We start from the raw sequence: 12079 nt of genomic DNA on the forward strand, positions 1-12079 counted from the left end.
CTCCCCGTGTGCGGAAGACTGTGCAGGTGACCACCGCGCGCGTGACGATCCCGGAGGAGCCGCCAGGCCCTGCGGACCCGAGCGTCCGCGGGTCGACGGGCGAGCCGCGGTCCCGTCCGGGGGGACGGGCCCCCGGCAGCATCGTCGTCGACGACGGCCCAGCGGTCTGGCCGGTGGCCGTCCTGACCGTCCTCGCGTTCGTCGCCTACCTCGCGCTGTCCCTCGCGCGCTGGTACCGGTGGGACAACCCGTCGTGGGACCTCGCGATCTTCGAGCAGGCCGTGCGCGGCTGGGCGCACCTCGGCGCGCCGGTCGTCGACATCAAGGGCCCGGGGTTCCATCAGCTCGGCGACCACTTCTCGCCGCTGCTGGCCGTGCTGGCACCGTTCTACCGACTCTTCCCGACCCCCGTGACCCTTCTCGTCGCGCAGTGCGTCCTCGTCGCGGTGTCCGTCGTCCCGATCACGCTCGCGGCCCGCCGGATCCTCGGACCCGTGCGCGGGCTCTGTCTCGGCGCCGCGTACGCGTTCTCCTGGGGCATCCAGTCGGCGGTCGACGTCCAGTTCCACGAGTACGCGCTCGCCGTGCCGCTGCTCGCGTTCGGCCTCGTGGCCTACCTCGAGGGGCGGTGGCGGGCGAGCGCGGTCTGGATCGTGCTGCTCCTCGGGGTCAAGGAGGACCTCGGGCTCACCGTCGCAGCGTTCGGGCTCGTGCTGTGGATGCGCGGGCAGCGGCGGCTCGGTGCGCTCGTCGCGGGCGCCGGAGCACTCGGGATGGCGCTCGTCGTCGGCGTCATCGTGCCGGCGTTCAACCCGGCAGGCCGCTACGACTACTGGGGGAACCTCACCGACGAGGGCGCGTCCGGGACGAGCGACGGGCTTCTCGGCACCGTCCTGCAGATGGCCGCCGACCTCGTCACCCCGGCCGTCAAGGTCGAGACGGTCGTGCTCCTGCTCGCGACGACGGCGTTCGTCGCACTGCGCTCCCCGCTCGTGCTGCTCGTCGTCCCCACGCTCGCGTGGCGGTTCCTGGGCTCGACGGAGTTCTACTGGGGCACGACCTGGCACTACTCGGTCATCCTCATGCCGATCGTCTTCGTCGCCGCGATCGAGGGACTGCGAGCCCTCGGCACGAGCCCGAGGGCGATCGTGCGGAGGTACGCCCTTGTCGCCCCCGCGATCATGCTGGCGCTCGCGGTGCTCCTCGTCCCGCGGTACCCGCTCGCGGACCTCGCGGACGCGGCGTCGTACGAGCGCAGCCCCCGGCATGCCGCGGCGGAGCGTGCCGTCGCGGCCGTGCCACCGGGCGCGTCGGTCGCGACCGACCGCGGACTCATCGTGCAGCTCGCGGGGCAGCGTCGGGTGTTCTGGATCGGTGCCGACCCGACGGCCCGCCCGGACTACGTCGTCGTCGACCGCGCGACGTGGGGAGCGGGACCGCCGCGTGACGTGGCGGAGTACGCCGAGCGCGCGTATCCCGGAGCGCGGTATGCCGAGGTGCTCGACGACTCGGGCTACGTCGTCGTGCAGCGCGTCGAGTGAGCGAGCAGGACCTGCGCGACGAGCGCTCGGGAGCCGTGGTCTGACCTCGCTCGGTGCGTGCTCTCCGGGTGCGCTGCTCAGGTGCGGGAGATCGGTGCGGCCGTGCCCTGCGTCAGCCGCAGCAGGTCTGTGGGCGCCAGGCCCACGTCCAGCCCGCGGCGCCCCCCGGAGACGTACACGGCGTCGTACGCGAGAACCGACTCGTCGAGGATCGTCGGGTGCGCCTGGCGCTGGCCCAGCGGCGAGATGCCGCCCACGACGTACCCCGTCGCCCGCTCGGCGGCAACCTGGTCCGCCATCGTGGCCCTCTTGCCGCCCGCGGCGTGCGCGAGGGCCTTGAGGTCGAGCTTGCGGTCCACAGGTATGACCGCGACGACGAGCGAGCCGTCCACCTGCGTCATGAGCGTCTTGAGCACCCGTGCCGGTTCGACACCGATCGCGGCGGCAGCCTCGAGGCCGTAGCCCAGCTCGCTCGTCGGGTCGTGGGTGTACGGGTGGACCGTGTGCGCGACGCCGGCGCGCTCGAGCGCGACGAGGGCTGGCGTCCCCGACGTCCCGGACCGAGCGACCTTCTTCGCCATGACCCCACGCTAGCCGCTGGGGGCCGCGAGGGAGAGGAAAGTGCTCGACGTGCGGCGCGTGCAGGTGCTGAGATGCCCCATGCCTCTCAGCGCGCCGCTCCAGTTCCCCGACGCCGTCCCCACCCTCGTCAGCGGGGATGTGACGCTGCGTGCCCACCGCCCTGCGGACGTCGCAGGCGTGGTCGAGCAGTGCACCGACCCGCTCTCCGTGCGCTGGACGACGGTCCCTGTCCCGTACGACGCGACGTTGGCGTCCGACTGGGTCACGACGGTGGCTCCCGCTGGCTGGGGCGACGGGTCTGTGCACCTCTTCGCCATCGAGTCGACCCACCCCGACGGGAGCCGGGGATTCTCCGGCAGCCTCTCCCTGCGTGACCGGGGGAACCGCCGGGCCGAGATCGGCTTCGGCGCCCACCCGGCCGTCCGTGGCCGGGGCGTCATGACGTCCGCGGTCACCCTGCTGCTCGACCACGGCTTCCACGACCTCGGGCTCGAGACCGTGCTCTGGCTCGCAGCGGTCGGCAACGTCGGCTCGCGACGGGTGGCCTGGAAGACGGGCTTCACGTTCGGCGGGACGCTCCGCGGCTGGCTCGACCACCGTGGCGCCCCGACCGACGCGTGGGCGGGCACCCGCCACCGTGACGACGGGCCGGGCCCGGTCGGCGAGTGGACGGTGCCGACCGGCCTGAGCCCGGTTCGTCCCGACCAGCGCGTGTGAGGGGCGCACCTCACATGGGCGCGACTCCGGTGATGCGCACGACGGCCTGCCCCTCGGTGTCCGAGGCATCGAGGTCGACGACTGCGGTGATCCCCCAGTCGTGGTCGCCGTCAGGGTCGTCGAGCACCTGACGGACCGCCCACAGGCGAGGGTTTCCCTCGACCTGCTCGGTGATGCTCAGGAGCTTGGGGGAGCGGGCCTGAGGACCGACCCCGATCGCGTCGTCACCGTAGTCCTCGAACATCGGGTCGAGCGCGTCACGCCAGGCGTGCGCGTCCCAGCCGGACGCCCCGTCGAGGTCTCCGAGCACGGAGTACGCCTCGCGGGAGGCGAGCTCCACCCGGCGGAACATCGCGTTGCGGACGAGGACGCGGAACGACCGCACGTTGCCCGTGATCGGCCGCACCGGAGCCTGCTCCGCGGCGCTCCCGTCGGACCCGGCCACGACGACGCCCGCCTCGTCGACGGGGTGGGACAGCCGCTCCCACTCGTCGAGCAGGCTCGAGTCGACCCCACGGACGAGCTCCCCGAGCCACTCCGTGATCTCCTCGACCTCCTCCGTACGGTGCTCGGCGGCGACGGTCTGCCGGAGCGTCCGGTACGCGTCGGCGAGGTACCGCAGCACGACCCCCTCGGTCCGGTCCAGCTGGTAGCGGGAGACGAACTCGGCGAAGGTCATGGCCCGCTCGACCATGTCCCGGACGATCGACTTCGGGGAGAGCTCCTGGTCGGCCACCCACGGGTTCGCGCGCTTGTAGGTCGCGAACGCGGCGTCGAGCAGCTCCGCGAGCGGCTTGGGCCACGACACGTCCTCGAGCGCCGCCATGCGCTCGTCGTAGTCGTAGCCCTCGGCCTTGAGCGCGCCGATCGCCTCGCCGCGTGCGGCGCGCTGCTGACCGTAGAGCACCTGGCGCGGGTCGCTGAGCGTCGCCTCGATGACCGAGACGACGTCGAGCGCGTGCGTGGGGGACTCCTGGTCGAGCAGCTCCTGGGCGGCGAGCGCGAACGGCGAGAGCGGCTGGTTGAGCGCGAAGTCCCGCGGCAGGTCCACCGTGAGGCGGACGGTGTAGCCGCGCGGTCCGGCGTCGGCCACCTTCTCGACGATGCCCGCCTGGCGCAGCGAGCGGTAGATGCGGAAGACCTGCCGCACGTGGGCAGCCTTCTGGCCCTCCGAGTCGTGGTTCGCGTTGAGCAGGTGACGCATCGCGGCGATCGGGTCCTTGTCGCCGTTCGCCCCGCGGGCGAGGACGTTGAGGACCATCGCGTGGTTGACGGTGAAGTGGCTGGTGAGGAGCTCCGGCTCGGAGTCGCGCAACCGCTCGAACGTCTTGTCCGTCCAGTTGACCGCGCCCGCCGGCGCCTTCTTGCGGACGATCTTCTTGAGCTTCTTCGGGTCGTCGCCCGCACGCTCGAGGAGCTTGCGGTTCTCGATGACGTGCTCGGGTGCCATGACGAGCACGTCACCCGCCGTGTCGTAGCCGGCGCGTCCGGCGCGGCCGGCGATCTGGTGGAACTCCCGCGCGGAGAGGTGGCGCATGCGCTCGCCGTCGAACTTCACGAGGCTCGTGAGGAGCACCGTGCGGATCGGCACGTTGATCCCGACCCCGAGGGTGTCCGTCCCGCAGACGATCTTCAGCAGGCCCTTCTGCGTGAGCCGCTCGACGACCCGGCGGTACTTGGGCAGCATCCCCGCGTGGTGCACCCCGATGCCGTGCCGCAGGAACTTGCTCAGCGACCTGCCGAAGCCCGAGCTGAACCGGAAGTCCGCGAGCTCGGCGACGATCGCGTCCTTCTCCGCCCTCGAGGCGACATTCATGCTCAGCAGCGACTGTGCGCGGTCGACCGCGTCCTTCTGCGTGAAGTGCACGACGTACACCGGCGCGCGGTGGGTGTGCACGAGCTCGTCGAGCACCTCGGTGAGCGGCTCCACCACATAGCTGAAGTTCAGGGGCACGGGCCGGTCGGCGCTCGTCACCTCGGCCACCGGGCGGCCGGTGCGCTGCTCGAGCTCCGCAGCGAAGCCGCTCGTGTCGCCGAGGGTCGCCGACATGAGCAGGAACTGCGCCCGGGGCAGCTCGAGCAGTGGCACCTGCCACGCCCACCCGCGCTGGGGGTCGGCGTAGAAGTGGAACTCGTCCATGACGACCTGGTCGACGTCGGCGTCCGCGCCGTCGCGCAGGGCGATGTTCGCGAGGATCTCCGCCGTGCAGCAGATGATCGGTGCGGTGGGGTTGACGGACGAGTCCCCGGTCATCATGCCGACGTTCGCCGACCCGAACGCCTCGACCAGTGCGAAGAACTTCTCGCTCACGAGCGCCTTGAGGGGCGCGGTGTAGAACGTGCGCTTGTTCGCGGCCAGGGCGGCGAAGTGCGCGCCCATCGCGACGAGCGACTTGCCGGAGCCGGTCGGCGTGCTGAGGATGACGTGCGAGCCGGAGACGAGCTCGATGAGCGCCTCGGACTGCGCCGGGTAGAGGTCCAGCCCGCGGTCCTGCGCCCAGGACGTGAAGCCCTCGTAGAGCTCGTCCGGGTCCGGTTCGCCGGACGCGCCGGCGGGCGGGATGTGGTCGAGGAGGCTGATCTGGACGGGCGCGGAGATGGACACCTTGCCCATTGTCCCAGGTCTGCCGCCCGGCGAGCGCGGTGGCCGACAGGCCGGTAGGCGGCGTTCGACGAGTGGTCGCGCTCGCCGCGGCCGGTCAACAGGTCTCGAAGACGTAGCCCGGGCTTCCCGGGTCGGTCAGGGCGCGGTCCCGGCCGACGATCGACACGTGCGACCCGCGTGCGGCGCAGGCCTCCTCCATGAGACGGGCGAAGTCCTCGCTGTCGGCGTACTCGATCTCGATCATGGAGTCGTAGACCTCGAGGTACTGGCCGCACTCGTCATCCTCGGCGTAGACCTGGCAGTCCTCGGCGACGACGAGGTCGAACCCGAGCGCCTTCCCCCGCCCCTCGAGCTCGACGGTGTTCTTCTGCGCGACGGCCAGACCGCGCGCGTGGGCGTGGGCGACGATGATCGCCGCGAGCGCGAGGTTGTCCTCCTCGGCGAGAGCGCCGTCGGAGCGCGTGAACGTGTCGAGGTTGTCGAGCTCGACCGCGTCGAACCCTGCCTCGGCGCAGTCGTCGACGAGGTCGTTCATCGCCGCACCGACGACCTCGCGGGCTGACCGGTCCGACGTGTCGAACAGGACCTCGTCCGGCCAGTCCGGGTCGACGAACGGCTCGCCGGTCGGCGTGCGCAGGACCGCCTCGGGGTGGTGCTCGACCCACCACGACGTCGTGTCCGGCTGCGTCTGGAACGCGTTGACGTAGCAGATCGAGTAGAGGCCCATGGCGGGGGTGTCGCTCGCGTCGCGGACGACGATCCCCACGTCGTCGGCCGGCGGGTAGCCGGACGCCAGCTGGTAGTCGACGCCGGCCCCCCTTGGCGGGAGGGTCACGGACGGCTGCCCCGTGCGCCCGCAGCCGCTGAGGGCGAGGGCGACGACGAGCGGAACGACGAGCGCTGCTGGACGATGCATGGAAGCAGTCAACCCGACAATCTCCGCACACTCCACGGTGCGGGACGAGTGGCGCGAGCAGGGAGAATCGGATGGATGCGTTCCGGACCTCAGTGATCGATCCCCTGAGCAACGTCCTCTACAGCTATGTCCTCGTCTATCTCCTCGTCGGCGTCGGCATCTACTTCACGGTCAGGACCCGCGCGGTGCAGGTGCGCCTGGCACGCCAGATGCTGCGGGTGGTGCTGCGCTCGAGGGGTGACTCCGAGGGCGGCATCTCGTCGTTCCAGGCGTTCTGCGTCGGTCTGGCGTCCCGCGTCGGCACGGGGAACATCGTCGGTGTGGCCATCGCCCTCACGCTCGGCGGCCCGGGGGCGATCTTCTGGATGTGGGTCGTGGCGCTCGTCGGCATGGCCACGGCGTTCATCGAGGCCACGCTCGCCCAGATGTTCAAGGTCGGTAACCCTGACGGCAGCTTCCGTGGCGGCCCGGCCTACTACATCCAGCGCGGTCTGGGGTCCAGACCGTTCGCCGTGCTCTTCGCCGTGCTGCTCATCTTCACCTTCGGATTCGCGTTCAACATGGTCCAGGCCAACACGATCAGCGACGCGCTCGCCACCGGCCACGGCGTGAGCACCGCGTGGGCCGCCGTGGGCCTCGTCGTCTTCGCGGCCCCCGTGCTCTTCGGCGGCGTCCGACGCGTCGCCTCGGTCGTCGGAATCGTCCTGCCGATCATGGCCAGCGTCTACGTGCTGCTCGCGCTCCTGATCGTGGCGCTGAACATCGATGCTGTGCCCGGAGTCCTGCGACAGATCGTCGAAGGTGCGTTCGGCCTCGACGAGGCGGTGGCCGGGACGGGCGGCGGGCTGCTGGCCGCCCTGGTCAACGGCGTCAAGCGCGGGCTCTTCTCGAACGAGGCGGGGATGGGCAGCGCTCCCAACACCGCCGCGACGGCGACCGTGAGCCACCCGGCCAAGCAAGGCCTCGTCCAGTCCCTGGGGGTGTTTGTCGACACGATGGTCGTGTGCACGGCGACGGCCTGCATGATCCTCGTCGCCGGACCGTCCGTCTACGACCCGGGGACGACGACGGAGGCGGCGGGAGCCGCTCTGACCACCGACGCGGTCGCGGCCACGCTCGGGGACTGGACGACACCGCTCATGACGGTCCTGGTCCTCGTCTTCGCGTTCTCCTCAGTCCTGGGCAACTACTCGTACGCCGAGGTCAACCTCACGTTCCTCGGAATCCAGGGCAAGGCACTCACCGGTCTGCGGACGCTCGTTCTCGCGGCCGTCGGCTTCGGAGCACTGCTGAGCCTCGAGACCGTGTGGGCGCTCGCGGACGTCGCCATGGGGTTCATGGCCATCGTCAACCTCGTCGCGATCACCCTCCTCGGGAAGTGGGCGTTCGGCGCGCTGCGCGACTACGAGCACCTGCGGGACACCGGCGGGGGCGACCGGTTCGTCGCGTCGAACAACCCTTACCTGCCGGGCGAGCTGCCCGGGGACGTCTGGGCGGCACGGGCGGCGGCGACCGGCGTCGACGACAAGGCGTAGCCGCCGGCGGCGAGCACGACGTCGCACGCCGCGACGATCGCTGCGCGCAGCGGGGCGGCACGCTCGGCGAACGCGCGCTGGCGGCGCGCGTAGAGGGCCTTGCCCTCGGGCGTCTCGATGCGGACGGCCTCGGCGCCCAGCCCCGAGACGTCGTAGGGGGAGGCCTCCATGTCGAGCTGGCGCACGTCCCGCGACAGCTCGAAGCAGTCGAGGACGAGCTCACCCGGCGCGGCGGGCCCGAGCTTCGAGACCCACTTGTAGAGGTCCATCGTCGCGTGCAGGCACCCCGGCTGCTCGTCCGTGGGCTGCGTCTCGCGTGTCGGCTGCAACCGGTTGAGGGGACGCGCCTGCGGTGTGAAGAAGCGGAACGCGTCGAAGTGGGAGCAGCGGATCTGGTGCGCCTCGACGACGGCGTCCGTGCCGTCGGGACCGAGCCGCAGGGGGAGGCCGTGGCGCGCGTCCCCGCCCTGCCGGTAGACCATCGCCCACTCGTGCAGCCCGAAGCATGCCGTGTTCGCCGGTCTGCTCGCCGTCGCTGCGAGGAGGTCGCGCACGTAGGTCACGGTGGCGCCGCGGTCGGCGACGAAGGCCGCGGCGTCGAGCGTCACCCCACCGCCCGGGGTCGCTGTGTGCCAGCGCCAGGTCAGACGCTCCTCGATCCCGGCCACGCCCGGCCCGGGCGGACGGCATGTCGGATCCCCGACGTCGTCGTGCAGGGCGCCGTCGTGCAGGACGACGCCGACGCCCGGGTGCCAGCGGCGCAGCTGCGCCGGACGGGTCTTGTAGTACGTGAAGAGGAAGTCGTCGATCTCGTGCTGCCCACCGGCGGCCCGGCGCTCCCGCCACCCAGCCGTGAGTGCGTCCGCGCGCGCCGCGTGGGCCTCCGCGCGCGGCTGCCAGACCGACGCAGCGAGCGCGGGTTCTCCGGCGGTGGTGAGCATGCTCCCGAGTCTACGGATGCCCGCGCAGGTGCTCGTCGACGAGCCGCGCGGGAGCCCGGCAGAGCCAGGCGTCCTCGACGAGCTCGGCCAGCTCGTCGTCGGGGATCGTAGCGAGCCGCGCGAGCACGATGTCCCGCGATGCCAGGTGCTCGATGGTCAGGTAGACGTCGGGCCGGTCGGCGATGAGGGCGTCCCGGACCCCGACGTCGGGCACGTACGCGGCGACGAGCGGCCCCTCGGGGAGCGGTGCGCCGACCGCAGCGAGCCGGGCCGCGTCTGTCGGGCCGAGCGGACGTTCCCAGACGAACAGCGTCGTCCGCACACGCCAGCCGACGTTTCCCCACGTCGTGCCCTCGGTGGTCCCGGGCAGCGCGAGGGCGAGGCGCCGCACGTCCGCCAGGTCGCTCATGTCAGAACAGGGCGACGGGGTCGGGCGCAGGGAAGATCGCGTCGAGGGCAGCGAGGTCGTCAGCCGAGAGCGGGTGCACCGCTGCGGCATTCTGCTGCACCTGCTCGGGCCGGGTAGCGCCTGCGATGACGCTCGCCACCGTGGGCTGCGCGGCCAACCACGAGAACGCGACCTCGACCTCGGTGAGCCCACGGTCTGCGGCGAACGCGGAGAAGGTCTCGAGGGCGTCCCACGGGGCCGACTCGAGCAGGGCGGGCTTGGAGTGCGTGAGGCGGCCGTCGGTGGGGCGGTGCGCACGGCTGTACTTGCCCGTGAGCAGCCCGTTCGCGAGCGGGAAGTACGGCAGGATCCCCAGCCCGTAGGCGGCTGCGGCCGGGACGATCTCGAGCTCCGCCCGGCGGTCGAGGAGGTTGTAGTGGTTCTGGCTGGAGACGAACCGCTCGGTGCCGAGCGTCCGTGCCACGTGCTCGACGTCGGCGACCTGCCAGCCGGCCCGGTTCGAGTGGCCGATGTAGCGCACCTTCCCCGCGCTCACGAGGTCGTCCAGAGCGCGGAGCGTCTCCTCGACGGGGGTGCCCGGGTCGGGGGTGTGGAACTGGTAGAGGTCGATCCGGTCGGTCCCGAGGCGCCGCAGGGACGCCTCGACGGCACGGACGATGTAGTCCCTCGACCCGCGCGCCCCGAAGTCGGGCCCGTTGGCCCCACGGACGTCCATGCCGAACTTCGTCCCGACGACGACCTCGTCGCGCCGAGCACCGAGCGCCGCACCCAGCAGCTCCTCGGAGAGCCCTGGCCGGGAGCCGTAGACGTCGGCGACGTCGAAGAACGTGATGCCGGCGTCCACAGCCGCGTGCACGACGGCGCGGCTGCCCTCGAGCGACTCGGTCGCGGTGCGTGGACGGCCCAGGTTGTTGCAACCCAGACCGACGACGGAGACAGTGAGGCCGGACGTGCCGACGCGCCGCAGCGCGGGGGAGGTGGTCATGCCAGCGAACGTACGCCGCGGTCTGCGTCGACGACCAGTCGCCGGGCCAGCATGACCACGATCTGAGAACCTTGTCTCGCGGGCGCACGACGGGCATACCGTCGTGACTATGAACCAGTCCGCACCCGTGCGCACCGCCGCCCAGTCCGACTCGCTCCGGCAAGCCCCGACCGGCGCGCTGGGCAGCGAGCAGTCGCGGGAGTCGGAGTCCTACACGCACGGGCACCACGAGTCGGTGCTGCGCTCGCACCGGTCCCGGAACGCGGCGAACTCGGCCGCGCACCTCGTCCCGCTGCTCCGCGAGGGCATGACGATCCTCGACGTGGGCTGCGGGCCCGGCACGCTCACCGTCGACCTCGCCCGGATCGTCGCACCCGGACGCGTCGTCGGCGTCGATGCGGCGACCGCGATCCTCGACAGCGCGCGCGACCTCGCGCAGACGTCGGGCGCCTTGAACGTCACCTTCGAGCAGGCTAACGCCTACGAGCTCCCCTTCGAGGACGACTCCTTCGACGTCGTGCACGCCCACCAGCTCCTCCAGCACCTGTCCGACCCGCTCGCCGCGATCCGCGAGATGCGACGGGTCGCCCGCCCCGGCGGCATCGTCGCGGCACGCGACGCGGACTACGCGGCCATGACGTGGTTCCCCGAGTCGGCGGGTCTCACCGAGTGGAACACGCTCTACCACGAGGTCACCGCGGCCTACGGCTACCAGGCGGACGCCGGGCGACGCCTGCTGTCCTGGTTCGAGGAGGCCGGCTTCGACGCCGAGCAGCTCACCGCCTCCGCGGGCGTCTGGTGCTACGCGACCCCCGAGGCCCGCACGTGGTGGGGCGGGCTGTGGGCCGAGCGGTGCATCGCGTCCAACTTCGCCGTCCAGGCCAAGGAAGCCGGGCTCGCGGACGACGTCGCGCTCGAGGAGCTCGCGCACGAGTGGCAGCGCTGGGCGGAGCAGCCCGACGGGTGGTTCAGCGTGCTCAACGGCGAGATCCTCGCCCGCGTCTGACGTCGTAGGCTGGGCCCGTGCGCATCGCGAGATTCACCACTGGAGACGACCCACGATTCGGCCTCGTGCAGACCGAGAACGGCAAGGACTACCTCGCCGTCCTCACCGGGGACCCCCTCTACATGCCCGTGACTCCCACGGGTGAACGGATCGAGATCGGCGACGGCGTCCGGCTCCTCGCCCCCGTCATCCCGCGGTCCAAGGTCGTGGGCGTCGGTCGCAACTACGCGGACCACGCTGCCGAGATGGGCAACGAGCTCCCCGCGGCACCCCTGCTGTTCTTCAAGCCCAACACGGCCATCATCGGACCGGACGACCCCATCGTGCTGCCCGACTTCACGAGCGACGTGAGCTACGAGTCCGAGCTCGCCGTCGTCATCGGGCGCGTGACGAAGAACGTCACTCCCGAGAGCGCGCTCAAGCACGTCCTCGGGTACACCGTCGCGAACGACGTCACCGCGCGCGACGCCCAGCGGTCGGACGGGCAGTGGGCACGCGCCAAGGGCTTCGACACCTCGTGCCCCATCGGTCCCTGGATCGTCACCGACCTCGAGACCGATGAGCTCGGCGTGCGCTCGCGCGTCAACGGTGAGCCCCGCCAGGACGGCAGCACCCGGGACCTCGTCTTCGACGTCGCCTTCCTCGTCTCGTACATCTCCGAGGCGTTCACGCTGCTGCCCGGGGACATCATCCTCACCGGCACCCCCGCCGGGGTCGGCCCGATCGTCGCCGGCGACCGGGTCGAGTGCGAGGTCGAGGGCATCGGCGTGCTGAGCAACCCCGTGGTGCGCCGCAGCTACGACGACTGAGCGCCGCGCGACCGGTCGTGCGGCTCGCGGCGC

At 71.7% G+C, this 12079-nt stretch carries 11 protein-coding genes; 5 read left to right on the forward strand and 6 right to left on the reverse strand.

All coding sequences use genetic code 11. The annotated features are described in order from the left end of the window. Nucleotides 1-26: 26 nt before the first annotated feature. The gene (locus tag AC54T1_RS05065) at nt 27-1541 is read left to right on the forward strand and encodes a DUF2079 domain-containing protein (protein ID WP_496911275.1); all 1515 of its coding nucleotides are present in this window, start codon (nt 27-29) and stop codon (nt 1539-1541) included. Between the two features lie 77 nt (nt 1542-1618). Here the strand turns inward: AC54T1_RS05065 and ybaK are convergent, their stop codons facing one another. Next, nucleotides 1619-2122: a Cys-tRNA(Pro) deacylase gene (ybaK, locus tag AC54T1_RS05070; RefSeq protein ID WP_496911276.1), complete on the reverse strand. Its 504-nt coding sequence runs from the start codon at nt 2120-2122 to the stop codon at nt 1619-1621. Nucleotides 2123-2201: 79 nt separating this feature from the next. On the opposite strand from ybaK, the gene AC54T1_RS05075 reads away from it, so the two are divergent. Continuing rightward, on the forward strand, nt 2202-2840 hold the full coding sequence (locus AC54T1_RS05075; RefSeq protein ID WP_496911277.1) for a GNAT family N-acetyltransferase: 639 nt from the start codon (nt 2202-2204) through the stop codon (nt 2838-2840). Between the two features lie 10 nt (nt 2841-2850). On the opposite strand, the gene AC54T1_RS05080 is transcribed toward AC54T1_RS05075, so the two are convergent. Next, nucleotides 2851-5454: a DEAD/DEAH box helicase gene (locus AC54T1_RS05080; protein WP_496911278.1), complete on the reverse strand. Its 2604-nt coding sequence runs from the start codon at nt 5452-5454 to the stop codon at nt 2851-2853. Nucleotides 5455-5539: 85 nt separating this feature from the next. Next, the gene (locus tag AC54T1_RS05085) at nt 5540-6361 is read right to left on the reverse strand and encodes an endo alpha-1,4 polygalactosaminidase (protein WP_496911279.1); all 822 of its coding nucleotides are present in this window, start codon (nt 6359-6361) and stop codon (nt 5540-5542) included. 71 nt (nt 6362-6432) lie between these two features. Here AC54T1_RS05085 and AC54T1_RS05090 point away from each other — a divergent pair, with 71 nt between their 5' ends. Further along, nucleotides 6433-7896 (forward strand): alanine/glycine:cation symporter family protein, encoded by a 1464-nt coding sequence (locus tag AC54T1_RS05090; RefSeq protein ID WP_496911280.1) that lies wholly within the window; start codon nt 6433-6435, stop codon nt 7894-7896. Here AC54T1_RS05090 and AC54T1_RS05095 read toward each other — a convergent pair. From AC54T1_RS05095 to AC54T1_RS05105, 3 genes are read right to left on the reverse strand one after another with little or no spacing between them, the layout of a single operon-like run. Next, nucleotides 7821-8837 carry a 3-methyladenine DNA glycosylase gene (locus tag AC54T1_RS05095; RefSeq protein WP_496911281.1) on the reverse strand — a complete coding sequence of 339 codons (1017 nt, stop codon included), beginning with the start codon at nt 8835-8837 and terminating at the stop codon, nt 7821-7823. The genes AC54T1_RS05090 and AC54T1_RS05095 overlap by 76 nt on opposite strands. 10 nt (nt 8838-8847) lie before the next feature. After that, complete coding sequence (locus AC54T1_RS05100; protein ID WP_496911282.1) at nt 8848-9246, reverse strand: MmcQ/YjbR family DNA-binding protein; 399 nt, start codon at nt 9244-9246, stop codon at nt 8848-8850. A 1-nt stretch (nt 9247) separates the two neighbouring features. Then, nucleotides 9248-10231, reverse strand: a complete 984-nt coding sequence (locus AC54T1_RS05105) for an aldo/keto reductase (RefSeq protein WP_496911283.1) — start codon at nt 10229-10231, stop codon at nt 9248-9250. A gap of 109 nt (nt 10232-10340) precedes the next feature. On the opposite strand from AC54T1_RS05105, the gene AC54T1_RS05110 reads away from it, so the two are divergent. Together AC54T1_RS05110 and AC54T1_RS05115 are read left to right on the forward strand one after the other, a co-directional pair. Continuing rightward, nucleotides 10341-11237, forward strand: coding sequence for a class I SAM-dependent methyltransferase (locus AC54T1_RS05110; protein WP_496911284.1), 897 nt, complete (start codon nt 10341-10343; stop codon nt 11235-11237). 17 nt (nt 11238-11254) lie between these two features. Continuing rightward, on the forward strand, nt 11255-12046 hold the full coding sequence (locus tag AC54T1_RS05115; RefSeq protein ID WP_496911285.1) for a fumarylacetoacetate hydrolase family protein: 792 nt from the start codon (nt 11255-11257) through the stop codon (nt 12044-12046). Nucleotides 12047-12079 lie beyond the last annotated feature (33 nt).

It is taken from the genome of Sanguibacter sp. Z41_6 (genome assembly GCF_059621145.1).